The 19,895-nt window shown below is 64.4% G+C and carries 20 protein-coding genes; 12 read left to right on the forward strand and 8 right to left on the reverse strand.

The window, feature by feature from the left end:
- The first annotated feature begins 3 nt into the window (after positions 1–3).
- Complete coding sequence (locus ACFDR6_RS33700; protein ID WP_212089165.1) at positions 4–414, forward strand: acyl-CoA thioesterase; 411 nt, start codon at positions 4–6, stop codon at positions 412–414.
- 223 nt (positions 415–637) lie between these two features.
- Positions 638–829, forward strand: coding sequence for a hypothetical protein (locus ACFDR6_RS33705; protein ID WP_212089167.1), 192 nt, complete (start codon positions 638–640; stop codon positions 827–829).
- Positions 830–1,056: 227 nt separating this feature from the next.
- Here the strand turns inward: ACFDR6_RS33705 and ACFDR6_RS33710 are convergent, their stop codons facing one another.
- Positions 1,057–1,509, reverse strand: coding sequence for a nuclear transport factor 2 family protein (locus ACFDR6_RS33710; RefSeq protein WP_375861000.1), 453 nt, complete (start codon positions 1,507–1,509; stop codon positions 1,057–1,059).
- Positions 1,510–1,664: 155 nt separating this feature from the next.
- Between ACFDR6_RS33710 and ACFDR6_RS33715 the strand changes: the two genes are divergently transcribed.
- Together ACFDR6_RS33715 and ACFDR6_RS33720 are read left to right on the forward strand one after the other, a co-directional pair.
- The gene (locus tag ACFDR6_RS33715) at positions 1,665–2,351 is read left to right on the forward strand and encodes an HAD family hydrolase (RefSeq protein WP_375861001.1); all 687 of its coding nucleotides are present in this window, start codon (positions 1,665–1,667) and stop codon (positions 2,349–2,351) included.
- Between the two features lie 92 nt (positions 2,352–2,443).
- The gene (locus ACFDR6_RS33720) at positions 2,444–3,292 is read left to right on the forward strand and encodes a DeoR/GlpR family DNA-binding transcription regulator (RefSeq protein ID WP_375861070.1); all 849 of its coding nucleotides are present in this window, start codon (positions 2,444–2,446) and stop codon (positions 3,290–3,292) included.
- A 2-nt stretch (positions 3,293–3,294) separates the two neighbouring features.
- On the opposite strand, the gene ACFDR6_RS33725 is transcribed toward ACFDR6_RS33720, so the two are convergent.
- Together ACFDR6_RS33725 and ACFDR6_RS33730 are read right to left on the reverse strand one after the other, a co-directional pair.
- Entirely contained in the window at positions 3,295–3,720 is a 426-nt protein-coding gene (locus ACFDR6_RS33725) for a type II toxin-antitoxin system VapC family toxin (protein ID WP_375861002.1), read from the reverse strand.
- Positions 3,717–4,001 carry a type II toxin-antitoxin system Phd/YefM family antitoxin gene (locus ACFDR6_RS33730; protein ID WP_212089175.1) on the reverse strand — a complete coding sequence of 95 codons (285 nt, stop codon included), beginning with the start codon at positions 3,999–4,001 and terminating at the stop codon, positions 3,717–3,719. The genes ACFDR6_RS33725 and ACFDR6_RS33730 overlap by 4 nt, the downstream gene beginning before the upstream one ends.
- Before the next feature lie 231 nt (positions 4,002–4,232).
- On the opposite strand from ACFDR6_RS33730, the gene glpD reads away from it, so the two are divergent.
- The 7 genes from glpD (at position 4,233) to ACFDR6_RS33765 (ending at position 11,874) form a co-directional block, all read left to right on the forward strand.
- Positions 4,233–5,783: a glycerol-3-phosphate dehydrogenase gene (gene glpD / locus ACFDR6_RS33735; protein WP_317242781.1), complete on the forward strand. Its 1,551-nt coding sequence runs from the start codon at positions 4,233–4,235 to the stop codon at positions 5,781–5,783.
- Entirely contained in the window at positions 5,780–6,856 is a 1,077-nt protein-coding gene (locus ACFDR6_RS33740) for an ABC transporter ATP-binding protein (protein ID WP_375861003.1), read from the forward strand. The genes glpD and ACFDR6_RS33740 overlap by 4 nt, the downstream gene beginning before the upstream one ends.
- 13 nt (positions 6,857–6,869) lie before the next feature.
- Complete coding sequence (locus ACFDR6_RS33745; RefSeq protein WP_212089180.1) at positions 6,870–7,955, forward strand: ABC transporter ATP-binding protein; 1,086 nt, start codon at positions 6,870–6,872, stop codon at positions 7,953–7,955.
- Positions 7,955–8,857 (forward strand): carbohydrate ABC transporter permease, encoded by a 903-nt coding sequence (locus ACFDR6_RS33750; RefSeq protein WP_317242783.1) that lies wholly within the window; start codon positions 7,955–7,957, stop codon positions 8,855–8,857. Before ACFDR6_RS33745 ends, ACFDR6_RS33750 begins: the two co-directional genes overlap by 1 nt.
- Complete coding sequence (locus tag ACFDR6_RS33755; RefSeq protein ID WP_375861004.1) at positions 8,857–9,663, forward strand: carbohydrate ABC transporter permease; 807 nt, start codon at positions 8,857–8,859, stop codon at positions 9,661–9,663. The genes ACFDR6_RS33750 and ACFDR6_RS33755 overlap by 1 nt, the downstream gene beginning before the upstream one ends.
- 9 nt (positions 9,664–9,672) lie before the next feature.
- Positions 9,673–10,002, forward strand: coding sequence for a DUF2160 domain-containing protein (locus ACFDR6_RS33760; protein WP_212089186.1), 330 nt, complete (start codon positions 9,673–9,675; stop codon positions 10,000–10,002).
- A gap of 129 nt (positions 10,003–10,131) precedes the next feature.
- Entirely contained in the window at positions 10,132–11,874 is a 1,743-nt protein-coding gene (locus tag ACFDR6_RS33765) for an ABC transporter substrate-binding protein (RefSeq protein ID WP_212090331.1), read from the forward strand.
- A 187-nt stretch (positions 11,875–12,061) separates the two neighbouring features.
- On the opposite strand, the gene ACFDR6_RS33770 is transcribed toward ACFDR6_RS33765, so the two are convergent.
- The 5 genes from ACFDR6_RS33770 to ACFDR6_RS33790 form a co-directional block, all read right to left on the reverse strand.
- Positions 12,062–13,162 carry an alkene reductase gene (locus ACFDR6_RS33770; RefSeq protein ID WP_375861005.1) on the reverse strand — a complete coding sequence of 367 codons (1,101 nt, stop codon included), beginning with the start codon at positions 13,160–13,162 and terminating at the stop codon, positions 12,062–12,064.
- Positions 13,163–13,341: 179 nt separating this feature from the next.
- Positions 13,342–13,845, reverse strand: coding sequence for a DUF1993 domain-containing protein (locus tag ACFDR6_RS33775; RefSeq protein ID WP_212089190.1), 504 nt, complete (start codon positions 13,843–13,845; stop codon positions 13,342–13,344).
- A 109-nt stretch (positions 13,846–13,954) separates the two neighbouring features.
- Positions 13,955–15,256: a lytic murein transglycosylase gene (locus ACFDR6_RS33780; protein ID WP_375861006.1), complete on the reverse strand. Its 1,302-nt coding sequence runs from the start codon at positions 15,254–15,256 to the stop codon at positions 13,955–13,957.
- 87 nt (positions 15,257–15,343) lie between these two features.
- Positions 15,344–17,281, reverse strand: a complete 1,938-nt coding sequence (locus tag ACFDR6_RS33785; RefSeq protein WP_375861071.1) for a glycosyltransferase — start codon at positions 17,279–17,281, stop codon at positions 15,344–15,346.
- Positions 17,281–18,621, reverse strand: a complete 1,341-nt coding sequence (locus ACFDR6_RS33790) for an HlyD family secretion protein (protein ID WP_317242788.1) — start codon at positions 18,619–18,621, stop codon at positions 17,281–17,283. The genes ACFDR6_RS33785 and ACFDR6_RS33790 overlap by 1 nt, the downstream gene beginning before the upstream one ends.
- Before the next feature lie 285 nt (positions 18,622–18,906).
- Between ACFDR6_RS33790 and htpX the strand changes: the two genes are divergently transcribed.
- The gene (htpX, locus tag ACFDR6_RS33795) at positions 18,907–19,854 is read left to right on the forward strand and encodes a zinc metalloprotease HtpX (RefSeq protein WP_375861007.1); all 948 of its coding nucleotides are present in this window, start codon (positions 18,907–18,909) and stop codon (positions 19,852–19,854) included.
- Positions 19,855–19,895 lie beyond the last annotated feature (41 nt).

Genomic DNA, 19,895 nt, shown 5'->3' on the forward strand with positions numbered 1-19,895 from the left:
GGCATGAACGAACATGCGAATACCGGGCCGGGCGGCGATCTCTGCATCCGCACGCTGGCGATGCCTGCCGATACCAACGCCAATGGCGACATCTTCGGCGGATGGCTGCTGAGCCAGATGGATGTCGGCGGCGGCGTGTTTGCGTCAAAGGCCGCGAAGTCGCGTACCGTGACGGTTGCGATCGAGGCGATGAATTTTCGCAAGGCGGTCTATGTCGGCGATCTCGTGTCGGTCTACGCCAATCTCGTCCGCGTCGGCCGTACCTCGCTCACCGTGCATCTGGAAGCCTGGGCGCTTCGCCGCGGCGAGGAGCATCCGTTCCTCGTCACCGACGGCAACTTCACCTACGTCTCGATCGACGAGCACGGGCGCCCGCAAGCGGTTCGTCCGACCGGCACGACGATAGCGACGTAGTCGCGCGCGACGCTCTGCCTCGTCTCGCGAACGCGTGCAGCGCCGTCAAACGCGGCGCGACTGAGTCATCCTCGTCGCGGCTTCGCCAAGAACCAGTCATAAAACGGATGAGGTCCCGGCGTACTCAGTTGCGTGTCGATTCGGGGTGGAAACGGCCTCAAATGCCTGGGGAACCTTTGGGCAGGAGCACCGTTATTTGCCCGCACTGAGGAATCCACGGACCATGCCGGACAGCTACATCATCGAAGTCGATTCGCAGACCGCAGGTATCGTCGTTCGTTCTTCTGGAGGCTATTGCTTCTTCGCCTCCTCCCAGCGCTTCAACCGCCTCGAAGGACAACTCTTCCGCAACGCGCGCGAAGCCGAGCGCGCTGCGCGCAAGCTGGTGAACGGTGATGTGAAGGAGGCGGCGTAAGCGCCGCACTCATCAGTCCGGGGCGCGCGAAGCGCGGTCGGAATTTTTTGCCGCCCGGAATGCTGTCGACCCTTCTCTCCTTGTGGGAGTGGCGCGAAGCGCCGGATGAGGGGTTGCTTCAGCAAACTTTATTGTGAGAGGTTCCTCGCAGAGAGAACCGCTCACCCGTCTCGCCGCTCCGCGGCGAGCCACCCTCTCCCACAGGGGGAGAGGGCAAGCGTCGTTGCTCACAATTTCGTTGCGGCGCGCGACAAGAGCTTCCACTCGTCGCCCTGCTTCTGCCAGTTCATCAGGATGTGAAGGTTGGTCGATACTTTTTTCCCGTCGGCCGCCATCTCCTGCTCGCCCAACCAGTGGAAGCGGACGATCGCGGCGGGGCCGACGACCTTGATGGTCGGGTCCTTGTACTCGATCGACAGGAACTTCGACTTGCCGTCGGTCGCATTGGCGATGAAGGTCGCCTTGTCCTCGACCTTGCCGCTGGAATGGCTGTAGCTGAGATCGTCCCAGCACAGCGCGCCGAGCGCCTTCGGATCGGCCGCGATCTGAGCGAGGCGGAAGGCCTCGACTTTCTTCGCCACGGCCTCCTCGTCGGCCGAGGCCGCCAGCACCGGTGCTGCGAGCGCAAGCGCGGAGACGGCAAGGGTCGAGAGAGCCAGATCGCGTCGGTTGATCGTCATCGTTTCCTCCTTTTTGATCTTGCGGCGAGTGTTGCAGCCGCGCGCGACTTTGTCGAGTGGTGCAGATGTTGTCATCTGCATGCGTCGTTGCGCGGTTGACGCCATATTGATACGTCTCGCGCATCAATGCGCCGCGGATTTTGGAAAGTACGGAAATGATCGAAGCCAAAACGGAAGCGATGGGCAGGGCCTTGCTGTTCGACATCGACGGTACGCTGGCCGACACCGACCCGCTGCACTTGAAGGCCTTCAACCAGGTGCTCGGCCCTCACGGCCATGTGTTCGATCACGCGCGCTTCTCGAGGGAGCTGCAAGGTTTCGCCAATGTCGCGATCGGCGAGCGCTTTCTGCCCCACGAGGCGCCGGAGCGGCGCGCCCTGATCCTCGATGAGAAGGAAGAGGTCTTCCGCACGCTCGTGGCCGGGCAGATCACTCCGCTTCCGGGCCTGATGGCATTGCTCGACCGGGCCGACAGCGTCGGCATTCCCATGGTGGCCGTGACCAATGCGCCGCGTCTCAACGCCGAGCTGCTGCTCTCCGGCCTCGGCATCACGCATCGCTTCAAGGCTCTCGTGATCGGCGCGGAGCTGCCGCACGGCAAGCCGCACCCGCTGCCCTATCAGGAAGGGTTGCGCTTCGTCGGTGCGAGCGCAGAGGCCTCGATCGCATTTGAAGATTCCCGCACCGGCGTGCAATCGGCTACGGCGGCCGGAATTCCAACCGTCGGCATCCGGACCAGCCTCAGTCATGCAGACCTGGTGGGCGCCGGCGCGGTCATGTCCGCCAGCGCCTTCGACGATCCGGCGCTGCTGACACGCCTCGCGAGCGCCATGGCGTGGTGAGGAGCCGCGTCCGTTAACCGTGATCGGCGCGCGCATTGACCGCAGCTGCAAACCGCCGCACCATGCATCATTCTGAATTCGAGGCCGTTGCCGTGACCGGATTGACCCATCGCCAAGCCGAAATCCTCAACATCGCGCGCGCTTCCGGCCGTGTCATGGTCGAGGAACTCGCGCGCCGGTTCGAGGTCTCGGCGCAGACCATTCGCAAGGATCTCAACGATCTCTGCGAGCGGCGATCGCTGACGCGCATTCATGGCGGTGCCATCATCGCCTCCGGCGTGGAGAACCTCGCCTATGAGGCGCGGCGCTTCGTCGCCGCCGACGAGAAGAAGGCGATCGGGGCTGCGGCGGCCTCGCTGATCCCGAATGGCTGCTCGCTCTTCATCAATATCGGCACCACGACGGAGGAGGTTGCGAGCGCGCTGACCTCGCATGAGGACCTGCTCGTCATCACCAACAACCTCAATGTCGCGATGCTGCTGTACCGCCATCCCCGCATCGAGGTGGTGGTCGCCGGCGGCACGGTGCGGCGCGCCGACGGCGCCGTGGTCGGCTCGACCGCGACGCAGCTGATCGGACAGTTCAAGGTCGACTACGCCATCATCGGCGCATCCGCGATCGACGAGGAGGGCGCGCTGCTCGACTTCGACTATCGCGAGGTGCAGGTTGCGCAGGCCATCATCGCCAATGCCCGCAGCGTCATGCTGGTCGCAGATTCCACCAAGCTGCGCCGCAGCGCGCCGGTGCGGATCGCCCACATCACCCAGATCCAGACCTTCGTCACCGACCAGGAGCTGCCCGAGCGCCTCGCCACGATCTGCCACAGCAAGGGCATCGAGGTGATGGCGGCAATGCCGAAGGAGGCGGGGGAAATCGATGATGCGCCGGCCGATGCACAGGATACAGCGCCCGAGGCGGCGCCCGTGGTCAGGCTGAGGTAGGACTAGACATCGTCCCACGGGTTGAGCAGTGGGACGCCGAACACCGCAAAATCCTTCACATTGCGCGTGGCGAGCGTGAGGTGGTGCGCGAGTGCAGTCGCCGCAAAGAAGCCGTCCATGACAGACAGCGCGACGCCGCTTCTCCGGCTCTGCGCCATGAGGTCGCCCCAGCGCTCGGCCACGGCGTAGTCGATGGGCAAGACACGTTCTGCAAATCGCGCTGGGAGATCGTGGGCAAGCCAGGCGGCCAGCGCCGTGCGGCGCCGGCCATCCTCCAGCAACGCGACGCCGCGGCGAAGCTCGGCGATCGACGCAACGCTGATGAAGGCACGATCCTCGTCGATCGTATCCAGCCAAGCCAGGACTTTCGGCGAAGGCGCGGGACGCCGAATCTCTGACAGCACATTGGTGTCGAGCAGCAGGTTCACGGCATCTCGTCGCGGGGCGCGTCGTGCACTCGTTCAAGTTCGAGATCGACGCCGCGAAGCGGCGACGCGAGCAGGAATTCGGCCAGCGTGCCTTTGCGTGCAGTCTTGCGCGCCCATTCCTCGGCTGAGACGACAACCGCGTTGGGCTTGCCATGTCGTGTGATGACCTGGGGGCCGGCTTGAGCGCGATCAATCACCTCGGACAACCGCGCCTTGGCGTTGGCCAGCGTCCAGGTGTCATCGGCCAGAAGTGCGTGAGGTGCAGTGTTGCGATCGGTCATGCGCGCGGAACCAGAATGACTAAAATGACTATAATTCTTCGGCACTGACCAATCAAGAGCGCTGTTGCATCCCCAATTGCCAAATCGGTCGCACATTATTGTCGCTTCTTGCTCATCAAAATAGTTCTGCTTTCACTTCCCTCCGCCTCTCTTTCATCTTGCTTTCGTTTTTCGGTATGATCTAATCAAAAACGAAAGTAGCCGCTCGAAGGAACGGGCGGTCGTCAGGGGATGCGTCTGTTGGAGCGTATTTTCGACCTCGCCATCATCGGAGGCGGTGTTAACGGCTGCGGCATCGCGCGCGACGCGGTGGGCCGCGGCAACACGGTTTTCCTGTGTGAGATGAACGATCTGGCGAGCGGGACGTCGTCCTGGTCGACCAAGCTGGTGCATGGCGGCCTGCGCTATCTCGAATATTACGAGTTTCGCCTGGTTCGCGAGGCACTGATCGAGCGCGAGATCCTCTGGGGCATCGCGCCTCACATCATCCGTCCCCTGCGTTTCGTTTTGCCGCATCATGCCGGCCTGCGTCCCGCCTGGCTGCTGCGCCTGGGCCTTTTCCTCTATGACCACATCGGCGGCCGTCATCTGCTGCCCGCCACGCGCTCGGTCGATCTTGGGCGTGATGAGGTCGGCAAGCCGCTGATCCCGAATCGCTACAGCCGCGCGTTCGAATATTCCGACTGCTTCGTCGATGACGCCCGCCTTGTCGTGCTCAACGCACGCGATGCCGCCGACAAGGGCGCCGAGATCCGTACCCGCACCCGCGCCAGCGAGATCCGCCAGTCCGACGGCCTCTGGACCGTCGGCATGGTCAACACGCTGACCGGCGAGCGCTCGCAGATCCAGGCCCGTGCGCTGGTCAATGCCGGCGGCCCCTGGGTCGAGGACGTGCTCGGCCGCGGCGCCGGCGTCAACGCGAAGGCCAAGGTACGCCTGGTACAGGGCTCGCACATCGTGGTCAGGAAGCTCTATGACCACGACCGCGCCTACATGTTCCAGAACGCGGACGGCCGCATCATCTTCGTGATCCCGTACCAGGACGATTTCACGCTGATCGGCACCACCGACCGCGACTATGACGGCGATCCCGCCAAGGTGAAGGCGACGGCTGAGGAGATCCAGTATCTCTGCACGGCGGCGAGCGAATATCTGGCCAAGCCGGTGACGCCGGACGACGTCGTCTGGACCTATTCCGGTGTCCGCCCGCTCTATGACGACGGCGCCAGCGAAGCCAAGGCCGCAACGCGCGACTACGTGTTCGAGCTCGACACGCCCGGCGGTGTGCCGCTGCTCTCGATCTATGGCGGCAAGATCACGACCTATCGCCGCCTCGCCGAAGAAGCGCTGGAGCGGCTCGCGCCTTATCTCCGTAGCGCAAAGGCGCGGGAGGGCTGGACCGGAAAATGGCCGCTGCCCGGCGGCGACATGAATGTGTCCGACATCGACGGGCTGATTGCCGAGCTCCAGCGTGGCTATCCCTTCCTCAGTCACGAGCATGCGCGCCGTCTCGCCCGCGCCTATGGCACAAAGGCCGTCAAGCTGCTCGGCGACGCGAAATCGGCGGCCGATCTCGGCCAGTCCTTTGGTGCGACGTTGACCGAGCGTGAGGTCCGCTACCTCATGGCCAATGAATGGGCCGTGACCGCCGAAGACGTCGTCTGGCGCCGTTCCAAGCTCGGCCTGCGACTATCTGCCGATGAGATCGGAACGCTTGACGACTGGATCAGGATCCACGCCGTGCCGCAAACTCCCCTGATGGAAGCGGGAGGACGCTCATGACCGTGACGCTTGATCATGTGACCCGGACAGTCGAGGGTGTCCCACATATCCGCGACGTCTCGCTGACGCTCGAGAGCGGGACCCTCAACGTGCTGCTCGGCCCGACACTGTCGGGCAAGACCTCGATCATGCGGCTGCTCGCCGGGCTCGACAAGCCGACCACGGGCAAGGTGATCGTGAACGGCAAGGACGTCACGGGCGCCGACGTGCGCCGGCGTTCGGTCGCGATGGTCTATCAGCAGTTCATCAATTACCCCTCGCTCACGGTCTACGAGAACATCGCCTCGCCCCTGCGCGTGCAAGGCAAGCCGCGCGACGAGATCGAGGCGCGGGTGGCGGAGGCCGCAAAGCTGCTGCGGCTCGAGCCGTTCCTGAAGCGCACGCCGCTCCAGCTCTCCGGCGGCCAGCAGCAGCGCACCGCGATCGCGCGCGCGCTGGTCAAGGGCGCCGATCTCGTGCTGCTCGACGAGCCGCTCGCCAACCTCGATTACAAGCTGCGCGAGGAGCTGCGCGCCGAGCTGCCGCGCATCTTCGAGGCTTCCGGCGCGATCTTCGTCTACGCCACGACCGAGCCGACCGAGGCGCTGCTGCTCGGCGGCAATACGGTGTGCATGTGGGAAGGTCAGGCGCTTCAGATCGGCGAGACCACCAACGTCTACCGCCGCCCGCAGACCTTGCGCGTCGCCCAGGTCTTCTCGGATCCGCCGCTCAATCTCGTCGGCATCGAGAAGAAGAACGGCTCCGTGCAATATGCCGGCGGCACCGCTTCGCCGGCCTCGGGGCTCTATTCGTCGCTGGCCGACGGCGCCTATCGCGTCGGCTTCCGCGCCCATCAGCTCGCGCTTGCCAATGGCGAGGCCGACCGCCACGCCTTCCATGCCACGGTGACGGTGACCGAAATCACCGGTTCGGAGAGTTTCGTGCATCTGACCCGCGACGGATCGAACTGGGTGGCGGTCCTGCACGGCGTGCACGAGTTCGAGCCGGGCCAGACGCTCGACGCCGTGCTCGATCCCAACGACGTTTTTGTCTTCGATGCGGCCGACCGTCTGGTCGCCGCACCCGGATCCTGAGGAGGCATGCGCCATGGCCCGCATTGACCTCGTCGATCTCGCCCATTCCTACGGCGGCAATGATGCGCCGCAGGAGAGCTTTGCGTTGAAGCCGGTCACCATGACCTGGCGGCAGGGCGGCGCCTATGCGCTGCTCGGCCCCTCCGGCTGCGGCAAGACTACGCTGCTCAACGTCATCTCCGGCATCATCACGCCGTCTCGGGGGAAAATCCTGTTCGACGGCAAGGACATCACACCGCTGTCAACCCAGAAGCGCAACATCGCCCAGGTGTTCCAGTTTCCGGTGATCTACGACACCATGACGGTGGGTGAGAATCTGGCGTTTCCGCTGAAGAACCGCGGCGTGCCGAAGCCCGAGATCGACAAACGCGTCGCCGAGATCGGTCGCCTGCTCGACCTCGAACCCTATCTGAACCGCAAGGCGACGCGCCTCACGGCCGATGCGAAGCAGAAGATCTCGCTCGGCCGCGGCCTCGTCCGCTCCGACGTCGCCGCCGTGCTGTTCGACGAGCCGCTGACGGTGATCGATCCCGAGTTGAAATGGCAGCTCCGCTCCAAGTTGAAAGCGTTGCATCGCGAGCTCGACCTTACGATGATCTACGTCACCCACGACCAGACCGAGGCGCTGACCTTCGCCGACACCGTGGTCGTCATGCATGACGGCCGCGTCGTGCAGAGCGGCACGCCGGCGGAGCTGTTCGACAAGCCGGCGCACACCTTCGTCGGCTATTTCATCGGCTCGCCCGGCATGAACATCCTGCCGGCCGAGGTGAGAGGACGCGAGGCCAATGTCGGTGGCCATGTCATCGCGCTCAACCGCGCTTACGACAATCTGCCTGCCGATGCCAAGATCGAGATCGGCGTCCGTCCCGAATTCGTCGAGGTCGTCGCGCCTGCGCCCGGTCTGCTCACCGCAAGGATCGAGCGCCTCGACGATCTCGGCCGCATCCGTTTCGCGCGAGCGCGCTTCGGCGACGCCAAGCTTGCGGCACGCGCGCCCGCGGGGTTCACCAGCTCGGACGGCATGGCCGGACTGAAATTCGACCCGTCGCATGTCCACGTCTATGCCGACAGCCTTCTGGTGGAGGGAGCCGTCTGATGGACAAGACCGTCAACCAAAAAGCCTGGTTCCTGGTGCTGCCGGTGTTTCTGGTCGTCGCCTTCTCGGCGGTGCTGCCGCTGATGACGGTGGTGAACTATTCGATGCAGGACACCTTCGGCAACAACCAGTTCTTCTGGAACGGGGTCGGCTGGTTCAAGGAATTGCTCGACCCCTCGACCGATCTCGGCGGCCGCTTCCTCGCCTCGCTCGGGCGCAATCTGTTTTTCTCGATGGTGATCCTCGCGATCGAGGTGCCGCTCGGCATCGTCGTCGCGTTGTCGATGCCGCGCCAGGGCTGGACGGTGGCGGCCTGCCTCGTCATCCTCGCTCTGCCGTTGCTGATTCCGTGGAACGTGGTCGGCACGATCTGGCAGATCTTCGGGCGCCCCGATATCGGCCTGCTCGGCTATGTCCTGAACGCCATCGGCATCGACTACAATTACGTCTCCAACGAGATCGATGCCTGGGTCACCGTCATCGTGATGGACGTCTGGCACTGGACCAGCCTCGTCGCGCTGCTGTGCTATGCCGGCCTGAAGTCGATCCCGGAAGCCTATTACCAGGCCGCCCAGATCGACGGCGCCTCGCGCTGGGCCGTGTTCAAGGCGATCCAGCTGCCGAAGATGAACCGCGTGCTCCTGATCGCGGTGCTGCTGCGCTTCATGGACAGCTTCATGATCTACACCGAGCCGTTCGTGGTGACCGGCGGCGGGCCGGGCAATTCCACGACGTTCGTGTCGATCGAGCTGGTCAAGATCGCGCTCGGCCAGTTCGACCTCGGCAAGGCGGCGGCGCTGTCGCTGGTCTACAACCTCATCATCCTGATCGTCTGCTGGATCTTCTACACCGTCATGACCAATGCGGGCGCCGAGCGGAAGCCCCAGGAAGGAGCCGTGTGATGCACTCGATCCCCGGCCGCCGCCTCATCATGGGGCTGTTCCTGATCTTCCTGATGCTGCCGATCTACTGGCTCGTCAACATGAGCTTCAAGACCAATGCCGAGATCGTCTCGACGATGACGCTGTGGCCGCACACGCCGACGCTCCAGCACTACAAGCGCATCTTCACGGACGAGAGCTGGTATTCCGGCTACATCAACTCGCTGAGCTACGTCATCCTCAACACCGTCATCTCGATCTCGGTCGCGCTGCCGGCGGCCTATGCGTTCTCGCGCTACCGTTTCCTCGGCGACAAGCACCTGTTCTTCTGGCTGCTGTCGAACCGCATGGCCCCGGCGGCAGTCTATGCGTTGCCGTTCTTCAACCTCTATTCGGCGATCGGCCTGTTCGATACGCCGTGGGCGGTTGCGCTCGCGCACTGCATCTTCAACGTGCCGCTTGCGGTGTGGATCCTGGAAGGCTTCGTCTCCGGTGTTCCGCGCGAGATCGACGAGACCGCCTTCCTCGACGGCTATTCCTTTCCGCGCTTCTTCATCAAGATCCTGGTGCCGTTGATCGCGAGCGGCATCGGCGTCGCCGCCTTCTTCTGCTTCATGTTCTCCTGGGTCGAGCTTCTGCTCGCGCGCACGCTGACCTCCGTCTCGGCCAAGCCGATCGCGGCGATCATGACGCGCACTGTGTCGGCGGCCGGCATGGATTGGGGCCTGCTCGCCGCCGCCGGTGTGCTCACCATCATTCCAGGGGCGCTCGTGATCTGGTTTGTCCGTAATTACATTGCGAGCGGTTTTGCGCTCGGCCGGGTGTAGGAGGTTTTGATGGAGTCCATCGCATGGATGGCCTGGACGCTGCCGACCGCGATCTTCTTTGCGGCGCTCGCCTGCACGCTGGCGGTGATGACATGGCTTGCCGCCGTCTACCCCGAGGCCGAGCGCGTCGGTGTGTTGCGCATTCCGACCACGCGCGGTGATCGCCTGTTCATCTCGTTGATCACGGCGGCGGTCATCCACCTCGCCTGGATTGGCCTCGTCGGCACTGACGCGATCGCCACGGTGCCGATCGGCGAGGAGGGATTCGAGATTTCGAGCCTGTGGCTCGCAAGTGGAATTTCGCTGGCTGCGGCCGTGCTCATTTTTCGCACGGTCTGAGTTTGCGAAGGGACGGCCAGATCCGGGACCAACCCGGGCCTGTATAAAAGTTTGTCGCTGCAACGGAGGAACAACATGCGACAGTTTAGGAGAAGGAAAGGTCCATTGACCAAGAATAGTTTTCTGACCATGTCCAGCGCCGCTGCGATCGTTGCAGTGTCGCTCGCTCTCTCGGCGCCGGTTCGCGCCGCCGACGAGGCCGCGATCCAGAAGTGGATCGCGGAATTCACGCCCTCGACTCTGTCGAAGGAAGACCAGAAGAAGGAGCTGGAGTGGTTCGCCAAAGCCGCCGAGCCGTTCAAGGGCATGGAGATCAACGTCGTCTCCGAGACCATCACGACCCACGAATACGAGGCGCAGACGCTGGCGAAAGCGTTCTCCGAGCTCACCGGCATCAAGCTCAAGCACGACCTCATCCAGGAAGGTGACGTCGTCGAGAAGCTGCAGACCCAGATGCAGTCCGGCAAGAACGTCTATGACGGCTGGATCAACGATTCCGACCTGATCGGCACGCACTTCCGCTACGGCCAGACCATCGCGCTGTCGGACTACATGACCGGCGAGGGCAAGGACGTCACGAATCCCATGCTCGACGTCAACGACTTCATCGGCAAGTCGTTCGGCACGGGGCCGGACGGCAAGCTCTACCAGCTGCCCGACCAGCAGTTCGCCAACCTCTACTGGTTCCGTTACGACTGGTTCACCAACGCGGACTACAAGGCCAAGTTCAAGGCGAAGTATGGCTACGAGCTCGGCGTGCCCGTGAACTGGTCCGCCTATGAGGACATCGCCGAGTTCTTCACCAACGACATCAAGGAGATCAACGGCGTCAAGGTCTACGGCCATATGGACTATGGCAAGAAGGACCCCTCGCTCGGATGGCGTTTCACCGACGCGTGGCTGTCGATGGCCGGCAACGGTGACAAGGGCATTCCGAACGGTCTGCCGGTCGACGAATGGGGCATCCGCATGGAAGGCTGCCGTCCGGTCGGCTCCTCGGTCGAGCGTGGTGGCGACACCAACGGACCGGCGGCGGTCTACTCGATCACCAAGTATCTCGAGTGGATGAAGAAGTATGCGCCGCCGCAGGCGCAGGGCATGACCTTCTCCGAGTCCGGTCCCGTGCCGGCCCAGGGTAACATCGCCCAGCAGATGTTCTGGTACACCGCCTTCACCGCCGACATGGTGAAACCCGGCATCGCCGTGATGAACGCGGACGGTACGCCGAAATGGCGTATGGCTCCGTCGCCGCACGGCTCGTACTGGAAGGAAGGCATGAAGCTCGGCTATCAGGACGCGGGCTCGCTCACGCTCCTGAAGTCCACTCCGCCGGATCGCCGCAAGGCCGCCTGGCTCTATCTCCAGTTCATCGTCTCGAAGTCGGTGTCGCTGAAGAAGAGTCATGTCGGTCTCACCTTCGTCCGTGAATCCGACATCTGGGACAAGTCGTTTACGGAACGTGCGCCGAAGCTCGGCGGCCTGGTCGAGTTCTACCGCTCGCCGGCGCGCGTGCAGTGGACCCCGACCGGCAACAACGTGCCCGACTATCCGAAGCTCGCGCAGCTGTGGTGGCAGAACATCGGCGATGCGTCGTCCGGTGCGAAGACGCCGCAACAGGCGATGGATGCTCTCGCCGCGGCCCAGGACTCCGTCATGGAGCGCCTGGAGAAGTCCGGCGTGCAGGGCGCCTGCGGTCCGAAGCTCCACAAGAAGGAGAAGCCGGAGTACTGGTTCGCGAAGGCCGAGAAGGACGGCACCATCGCGCCCCAGCGCAAGCTCGCCAACGAGAAGCCGAAGGGCGAGACGGTCGACTACGACACCCTGATCAAGTCGTGGCCGGCCACCCCGCCCAAGCGCGCGGAAGCGAAGTAAGCGGCGCGCGACGTCACCAAATGCGAAAGGCCGGGAGCGATCCCGGCCTTTTTGTTTTTGGTGAGTTCGCTGCGCTGTCTCCACACCGTCATTGCGAGCGAAGCGAGCAATCCAGAGCCTTCCCGCCGCGGCAGTCTGGATTGCTTCGTCGCAAGAGCTCCTCGCAATGACGCGGAGAGAGTTGATTTTACTCCGCCGGTTCGGCCGCCAGCGTCGGGTAATCCGTATACCCCTTCGCGCCGCCGCCGTAGAACGTGGTCTTGTCCCAGTCGTTCAGCGCTGCGCCCTGCTTCAGTCGCTCGACGAGGTCGGGGTTGGAGATGAAGGGCTTGCCGAAGGCGATGAGGTCGGCTGCGTTCGCATCCAGCACCTTGGTGGCGAGATCGAAATCGTAGCCGTTGTTGGCGATGTAGGCGCCGGTGAAGCGTTTGCGCAAGGACGCATAGTCGAACGGCGCGACGTCGCGGGGACCGCCGGTGGCGCCTTCGACGACGTGAAGATAAACCAGCTTGAGCGCGCCGAGGCCGTCGACAATGTGGTCGTACAGGGCCTGCGGGTTGGAATCCGAGATGTCGTTGGCCGGTGTCACCGGCGAGATGCGGATGCCGGTGCGCTCGGCGCCGGCCTCGGCGACGACGGCCTTGGAGACCTCCAGCATCAGCTTCGCGCGGTTCTCGATCGAGCCGCCATAGGCGTCCGTGCGCTTGTTGGCGCCGTCCTTGGCGAACTGCTCCAGCAGGTAGCCGTTGGCACCGTGGATCTCGACGCCGTCGAAGCCGGCCTCGAGCGCATTCCTCGTCGCGCGCTTGAAGTCGTCGATGATTCCCGGAATCTCGGAAAGCTCGAGCGCGCGGGGTTCGGAGACATCGGCAAAGCCGCCATTCACGAACGTCTTGCCCTTGGCGCGGATCGCGCTCGGCGCCACCGGGGCGGCGCCATTCGCCTGGAGGTCGACATGCGAGATACGGCCGACATGCCAGAGCTGGATGAAGATCTTGCCGCCGCGCTCATGCACGCGGTCGGTGACTTTGCGCCAGCCGGCGGCCTGCTCCTTGCTGTAGATGCCGGGCGTGTCCTGGTAGCCTTGCCCTTGCTGCGAGACCTGGCTCGCTTCGGTGATCAGAAGCCCTGCGGAGGCGCGCTGACCGTAATAGTCGGCTGCGAGGGCGCCGGGGACGAACGTGCCGGGAACGGCGCGGTTGCGCGTCAGCGGCGCCATCACGAAGCGGTTCGCAAGCGTGATCGGACCGAGCTTATAGGTCTCAAACAATTTGGTTGGACGGCTCATTGGCAATGTTTCCAGCAGTGAGGGGTCTGGAACAGTTGTGCATTGCGATATCTGGCGCAAGGGAGGAGCCATACGGAAAGCGCAGGCGACCTACGCGGCAAATCCCGCGTAGCATAATTCATGTGCAATTCCGGCCGCGACAGTCGATTTCAGCTGTCGCGACCGTGCGATTTCGCAAGTCAGTTCGCGCCCATGAAATCGCGCTTGCCGATCTCGACGCCGTTGTGGCGCAAAATGCCGTGGGCGGTCGCGCAGTGGAAATAGAAGTTCGGCAGCGAGAACGCGCTCAGGAATTGCTGGCCCTTCATGGTGATGGATTTGTCCGGTCCGGCCGGGAAGGTGACGTCTTTGGTGTCGGCACCCTCGAACTGCTCCGGCTTGAACGACTTCACGTAGTCGATGGTCTTTGCCAGTCGCTGCTTCAACTCCGCAAAGCTGGTTTCGGTGTCGGGGGTCGCGGGCACCTCGCTATGCGTCAGTCGCGCGCAGCCCTTGGCGGCGAAGTCGCTGACGAGCTGGACCTGCTTGGACAGCGGCAGCATGTCCGGGAAAAGGCGCGAGCCGAGCAGGACGCTGGGGTCGATCTTCCTGGCCGCGCAATGCGCCTCGGCCTTGGTGAGCAGGCCGGTGACGCTGTTCAGCATTTGCAGATAGGCCGGGACGGCCGCGTCGTAGAAGGACATGTGATGCTCGCTTGTGAATGGGAAATCTCAGGAGAAAACCTGAGCCACTCACATGGGAGCCTCATGGAAAAATACAATCGCAGACAGCGGCTTGTGCGATGCGAAAATTCTATCGCACCGTCGCCTGGGGCTGCGCCTGCGCCGTGCCGCCCCGCATGCGCGCCAGCAACTCCGCAGTCGGCCAGGAATCGGCGGGCAGGCCGAACTTGATCTGCATCGCCTTCACTGCAGTGCGGCTCAGTTGCCCCATTACGCCATCGACCTTGCCGACATTGAAGCCGGCGCGGACGAGGTGCTGCTGCAACTCCTTCAGCTCGTTGAGCGGCAGTTGCGCAACCGGCACGGCGGGCTGCCGCATCGGCGGGGCGCCGGCGATGCGGCTGGCGAGATAGGCTGCGGTGGTCGAATAGATCAGTGAGTTATTCCACTCGGTATAGGCCGCGAAATTCGCATAGGCGAGAAAGGCTGGCCCGGTACGACCCATCGGCAGTAGCAGTGAGGCGGGCAGGTCGTCGTTCGGCAGCGGCCGGCCATCGGGATAGGTGACGCCGAGTTGCGCGAATTTTGCGCGCGGCAGTTTGATCGTCAGGTCGGCTTGGTCCCACGGAAAGTTCGTGGGCGCGCGCACTTCCTGCAGCCACGGCTCGCCACGCCGCCACTTCAGTCCGTTGGCGATGTAGTTCGCGGTCGAGCCGATCACGTCGGGCGCGCTGCGCAACAAGTTGGGATGGCCGTCGCCGTCATAGTCCACTGCATAGTTGAAATAATGCGTGGGCAAAAACTGCGTCTGCCCGAGCTCGCCCGCCCAGGAGCCGATCATCTCGGATGGTGAGAGATCGCCGCGGTCGATGATCTTGAGAGCCGCGATGGTTTCCTTCTGAAACATCTCGGAGCGGCGGCAGTCGTAGGCCAACGACACCAACGAGGGCAGCGTATGCAGCGTGCCGAGCTCGGCGCCAAAGCTGCTCTCCAATCCCCAGAACGCAGCGATGACCGCCGGCGGCACGCCATATTCTTTCTCGGCGCGGGCGAACGCCGCCGCATGCATCTTGATGCGCGCCTGAGCGTTCCTGGCCGCGCCCTCCGACGCTCGGTTGCGCGAGAATTCGGTGAACACCTGGCCGAACACGCGCTGGCCGCGGTCGCGGTTGACGATGCTCTGGTCGTAGGTGAGGTATGGCGCGGCTTCGGCGAGCGCGCGCTGCGACACCCCGGCCGCGATCGCCTGCTGTTTCAGGTCGGCCAGGAAGCGATCGAAGCTCGCGCCGTTGTGGCACGAAGCTGCGCGCGGCGAAGGGGCAGCGGCCCTCGGCGCTGCGGGCTTTGCGGGAGACGGGAGGATTTGAGCGGAGGCGGTGGCGGTGTATGCGAGAAGCGCGACGGCCGCGATCAGAAATCGGGTCTGGACCATAGGTGTTCCGGTGAGGAGGGCGATCGTGGATTCGTCCGAAGTTTAGGTGAAGTGATGGCCTCGGGCCATCACTTCCTCGTCGCCCGCCTAGCCGAACAGCCGCATCAGCAGCGCTTTCCCGACCGGGAGCGCCCTGACGCCTCGGAAGGCGCGAACATATTCGCCCGCATAGAACGCCCTGATCGCGTGCACGCGCGTATCCATGCCTTCCTCGAAACGCACGGCGAACCCGTCGGTGGTTCGCCGCACCACGATGGCCGCGATCGGGCGGCCATAGATCCGGCATTCGATCGTGCTGCCCGGCGCCGGCGGATCGGGATCGATCAGGCGAGCGCCCGTGATGGAGATGTCGGCGAGCCGCGCGAGATGCGACCTGCCGTCCTGGCGCACCAGGACCGGTTCATTGCGGTTGAACCGTTCCGCCTTGCGCTTGCGCGGTTGCTCGATGCAGACGAAGCAGACCACGGTGAGGATGAGCGCGTTGTAGAGACTCCAGGCCAGCGCCAGTCCGCCATAGGCGATGTTCTCGCCGCGCTCCTGCAGGACGAAAGCATACGCGATGGACGCGAGCGTGATGAAGAGTGCGCAGCCATAGATCCGCAGCAGCGGCCATTCGACGAAGCGCCGGTCGCGGTCGCCGCCTTTGGCGGTGACCTTGAACTTGTGTCCCTTCGGTTTCAGCAGGCCGGCGGCAACGGCCTTGAGCACGGCGGGCGCGGCGATGAGCTGTGAGACATCCGTCATCATCGCCAGCGAGCGGCCGCGCGACAGCCAGGCCATGCTGAGGCCGTTCCAGACATAGAACGGCAGGAAGACGCGCAAGAGCTCGTTGAGGTCGGCCCGCACCGCCTGGATGCCGAAAAGCAGGAACAGCCAGGGCACCACCAGGCCCGCCACCTTCGAGGTGTAGACCGCGGACCAGCTCATGAAGGCGTCGACCAGCGAGAGCCGGTCGATGAAGGACAGCTTCGAACTCCGCGAGAGCGGTCCGCTGCGGCCGCGCACGATCTGCATCAGGCCGAGGCACCAGCGGGCGCGCTGCGTGATGTATTCCTTCAGCCCTTCCGGCGCGAGCCCGATCGTCAGCCGCTCGTTGAGATAGATCGTGTTGAGCCCGTATTCCTTCAGGCGAAGGGTGACGAGGTAGTCTTCCGTCACCGAATCGGTCGGAAATCCGCCGATCTGCATCAGCCCGGCATAGCGGATGAGGGAGGAGGTCCCGCAGCAGAACGCAACGCCCCAGGCGTCCTTGGCCGGCAGCAGGATGTCGAAGAAGAAGCGCTGCTCGTCGGGCCACACGTCGGTCGCAGCGAGATTGGTCTGGATCGGGTCGGGATTGATGAAATGCTGCGGCGTCTGCACCACGCCGACCGAAGCATCGTCCATGAGCGAGGCGGTTCGTGCGAGGAAGTCGGGCCGCGGCACGAAGTCCGCATCGAGAATGGCGACGAATTCCGGCCGCTCCGGCAGCGCGCCGACATGCTTGAGGGCGTGATTGATGTTGCCGGCCTTGGCGTGGTGGTTGTCGGGCCGCGTCAGATAATGGCAGCCGAGCTCGCCCGAAAGCCGACGCAGCCAGGGCCGCCTGCCGTCGTCGAGCACCCAGACGCGATAATGGCCGTACGCCATACCGGTCGCGCCGATGATGGTGCGCTCGAGGATCCCTCGTTCCTCGTTGTAGGTGCAGATGAAGACGTCGATCAGCGGTGCGCGAGGATCGCCGGCGCTGCTGTGAATCTTCGCGGTGCCGGTGCGGTCGCGCGTGCGGCTCAGGAACAGCAACGACAACGCGACCGCGACCAGCGAGGCCGCTTCCAGCAGCATGAAGGGGTAGCCGATCAGGGCATCGACGGTCAGGTGCGGCGGCGGGAGCGTCGAGGTGACGCGCCAATGGAGATAACGCAGCAGCAAGGTCACCGACACGATGGCCAGGAGCGAGCGCGCCATCGTGCTGTTGCGCCTCAGCAGCGGCACGATCGCCATGAAGGCGCCGAGCGCGATCAGCCCGGGCGTCAGCGCCATCATCACGGTGCTGTCTCGTGCCGGGCAAACACGACGCGGCCTGTGCGTCCGACGGTGCAGGCGCCGGCCGCCGCATCGTGCGATGCCACGGTCACGCGATAGGGCTCCTTGCTCAGCGCATCCGGATTGATGGCGAGATTGGCCGGCGCACCGGCCGCGCCGGTCAGGTTGGCCACCGTGCCGGAGATCGGCTCACCGCCGTCATTCGGCTCGAACGTCGCGCGATCGCCGAGCTGCAGGCGGTTGTAGACGCTCTCGGTGACGTTGGCGGTGATGACGGCGCCGCTGCAATCGAGCACCTTGAGCAGGGGCTGCCCGGCCTGCACGTCCTCGCCGGGTGAGGTCATCATCTCCCAGACGCGTCCCGTGACGGGTGTCGTGATGTTGGCTTCGGACAGATCGGCGAAGCGGACCTCCTCGACGATGATCTCGTTGGCGAGCCAGGCGATCTCGGTGTCGGTGCGCGACAGATCGGCTTCGAGGTCGCCGGCACGCTGACGCATCTCCTCCTCGCGCTGCACCGAGCTTGGCCGGTCGTTGTAGCTGTCGCCGAGGAACGAGCCGTTCTGTGCGGCGGTGAGTTCGACTTTGGCGGCATCCAGCCGCTTGCGCGCGCCGAGTTCGGTTTGCTGTGACACGGAGAGCTCGCGCGTCAGCCGCGCCAGCTCGACTGTCGAGACATTGCCGGTTTTGGCCAGCGAGGATGCGCGCTCGACGGCGGCGCTGGCTTCGTCCCGCCGCGCCGCCGCCGCCTCGATCGAGGTCTGGATCTCGGCAATGCGAGCCTCGAGCTGAAGCACGCGTCCGTCGCGGAATTGGGCTGCCTGCCGCGCCAGGTCCTTTTGCGCGGCCTGCGCCGAGGCGAGCTTGACAGCAAGGCTGGGCCGGTCGTTCTCCAGGCGCGACTTCTGTCGCCGGAGATCGTCGAGCCGGGTGCGATCGCCGCGCGAGTTGACGACACGCAGGACGACGGTTCCGGCCTCTAACCGGGCCTGGTCAGTCACGCGCTGCGCGGCAGAGACGCGGCCACCGATGGGTGCGCGCAAGGTGACGAGGCGGGAATTCAGCACGGCCTCGACGCTCGAATATTCCCAGATCGCGCGCAGCGGTAGCCAGCCAAAAACGGCGAGGATGGCAAGTCCGATGGCGATCTTGGCGCCGCGCCGCAGGTGCGGCCACCGGCGCCCTGGCTCCGGCTCCGTCTGCGCATCGGACGTTTGCTCGGGCTCGTCATGCGCGAACAGTTGCGTGTGCAGCGCCTCCTGCAAGCCCTTGGCGTCAGCTTTGCTCTCGGTAGGGGAGGGGGTGGGGTCGACCGGAGCGGCACCTGAGCGGTCCATCATGATGGTCACCTTGCTGACGAGATGCCAACGGAACCGGTCAATGCGCAAGAACCCTGCGACGTGCCCGGTTACCGCGGATTAAGTCGACGCCGCGCTTTCCAGGTTACTAACCGTCCACGTGTGTTTTGGTGTAAATCCCCGTCAAGGTTTAGCGACAGCGGAAAGGCTGCCGCACTGCCGTGGATCTGCGGCTCGGCGACGCACGAACCTTGCGGTCGCCGGCGGCATCCATATTTTCGCCGGAGCCGGCCGAAGGTTCGCCCGCGGCCGCCCCAGGAGACGGCCATGAACTATTTCCGCACCGCAATGCTGCTCGCAGGCCTCACTGCCCTGTTCATGGGCGTCGGCTATCTGATCGGTGGCGCCTCCGGCGCCGTGATCGCGCTGGTCATTGCCGCCGCGACCAATCTATTCACCTACTGGAACTCCGACCGCATGGTGCTCTCGATGTACGGCGCCCATGAGGTCGACCGCAGAAGCGCGCCGGAACTGGTCGGGCTCGTCGCCGAGCTTGCGGGCCGCGCGGGCTTGCCGATGCCGCGGGTGTTCCTGATGGACGAGGCGCAGCCCAACGCGTTCGCGACCGGCCGCAATCCTGAGAACGCCGCGGTTGCCGTCACGACCGGCCTGATGAACCAGCTCAGCCGCGAGGAGCTCGCCGGCGTGATCGCGCACGAGCTTGCGCATATCAAGAATCACGACACGCTGCTGATGACCATCACCGCGACCATCGCGGGCGCCATCTCCATGCTCGCTCAGTTCGGCATGTTCTTCGGCGGCAATCGCGAAAACAACAACGGCCTGGGCATCGTCGGCTCGATCCTGATGATGATTCTCGCGCCGCTGGGCGCCATGCTGGTGCAGATGGCGATCAGCCGTACCCGTGAATACGCGGCGGACAATCTCGGTGCGCGCATCGCGGGACAACCGATGTGGCTGGCTTCCGCGCTGGTGAAAATCGAGGGCGCCGCGCATCAGGTGCCGAACTATGACGCCGAGCGCAATCCCGCGACCGCGCACATGTTCATCATCAATCCGCTGTCGGGCCACGGTGTGGACAATCTGTTCGCCACCCATCCCTCGACACAGAACCGCATCGCGGCGCTCCAGCAGCTGGCGGCCGAGCTCGGCACGCGGGCGGCGCCGTCGGTCGGGGCCAACGAGAATTATCCGCCCCGAGGCCCGTGGGGCCGCTCGTCTTCACGCGGCCCTTCACGCGGCCCTTGGGGCTGATGCGAAAACCGGCTGGAATTTTGCATCCCGCTTTGTGACCT

The sequence above is a fragment of the Bradyrhizobium tunisiense genome, assembly GCF_042263385.1.
Classification (GTDB): Bacteria; Pseudomonadota; Alphaproteobacteria; order Rhizobiales; family Xanthobacteraceae; genus Bradyrhizobium; species Bradyrhizobium tunisiense.

Bases quoted from the DNA above. Each gene is read 5' to 3' on its own strand.
- ACFDR6_RS33710 (WP_375861000.1), bottom strand. From the start codon at position 1,509: ATGACGATCAACCGACGCGATCTGGCTCTCTCGACCCTTGCCGTCTCC.
- ACFDR6_RS33775 (WP_212089190.1), bottom strand. From the start codon at position 13,845: ATGTCCTTCTACGACGCGGCCGTCCCGGCCTATCTGCAAATGCTGAAC.
- htpX (WP_375861007.1), top strand. From the start codon at position 18,907: ATGAACTATTTCCGCACCGCAATGCTGCTCGCAGGCCTCACTGCCCTG.
- ACFDR6_RS33755 (WP_375861004.1), top strand. From the start codon at position 8,857: ATGCACTCGATCCCCGGCCGCCGCCTCATCATGGGGCTGTTCCTGATC.
- ACFDR6_RS33715 (WP_375861001.1), top strand. From the start codon at position 1,665: ATGATCGAAGCCAAAACGGAAGCGATGGGCAGGGCCTTGCTGTTCGAC.
- ACFDR6_RS33705 (WP_212089167.1), top strand. From the start codon at position 638: ATGCCGGACAGCTACATCATCGAAGTCGATTCGCAGACCGCAGGTATC.
- ACFDR6_RS33790 (WP_317242788.1), bottom strand. From the start codon at position 18,621: ATGATGGACCGCTCAGGTGCCGCTCCGGTCGACCCCACCCCCTCCCCT.
- ACFDR6_RS33765 (WP_212090331.1), top strand. From the start codon at position 10,132: ATGTCCAGCGCCGCTGCGATCGTTGCAGTGTCGCTCGCTCTCTCGGCG.
- ACFDR6_RS33730 (WP_212089175.1), bottom strand. From the start codon at position 4,001: ATGACCGATCGCAACACTGCACCTCACGCACTTCTGGCCGATGACACC.
- ACFDR6_RS33770 (WP_375861005.1), bottom strand. From the start codon at position 13,162: ATGAGCCGTCCAACCAAATTGTTTGAGACCTATAAGCTCGGTCCGATC.
- ACFDR6_RS33740 (WP_375861003.1), top strand. From the start codon at position 5,780: ATGACCGTGACGCTTGATCATGTGACCCGGACAGTCGAGGGTGTCCCA.
- ACFDR6_RS33760 (WP_212089186.1), top strand. From the start codon at position 9,673: ATGGAGTCCATCGCATGGATGGCCTGGACGCTGCCGACCGCGATCTTC.
- ACFDR6_RS33780 (WP_375861006.1), bottom strand. From the start codon at position 15,256: ATGGTCCAGACCCGATTTCTGATCGCGGCCGTCGCGCTTCTCGCATAC.
- ACFDR6_RS33750 (WP_317242783.1), top strand. From the start codon at position 7,955: ATGGACAAGACCGTCAACCAAAAAGCCTGGTTCCTGGTGCTGCCGGTG.
- ACFDR6_RS33700 (WP_212089165.1), top strand. From the start codon at position 4: ATGAACGAACATGCGAATACCGGGCCGGGCGGCGATCTCTGCATCCGC.
- glpD (WP_317242781.1), top strand. From the start codon at position 4,233: ATGCGTCTGTTGGAGCGTATTTTCGACCTCGCCATCATCGGAGGCGGT.
- ACFDR6_RS33785 (WP_375861071.1), bottom strand. From the start codon at position 17,281: ATGATGGCGCTGACGCCCGGGCTGATCGCGCTCGGCGCCTTCATGGCG.
- ACFDR6_RS33745 (WP_212089180.1), top strand. From the start codon at position 6,870: ATGGCCCGCATTGACCTCGTCGATCTCGCCCATTCCTACGGCGGCAAT.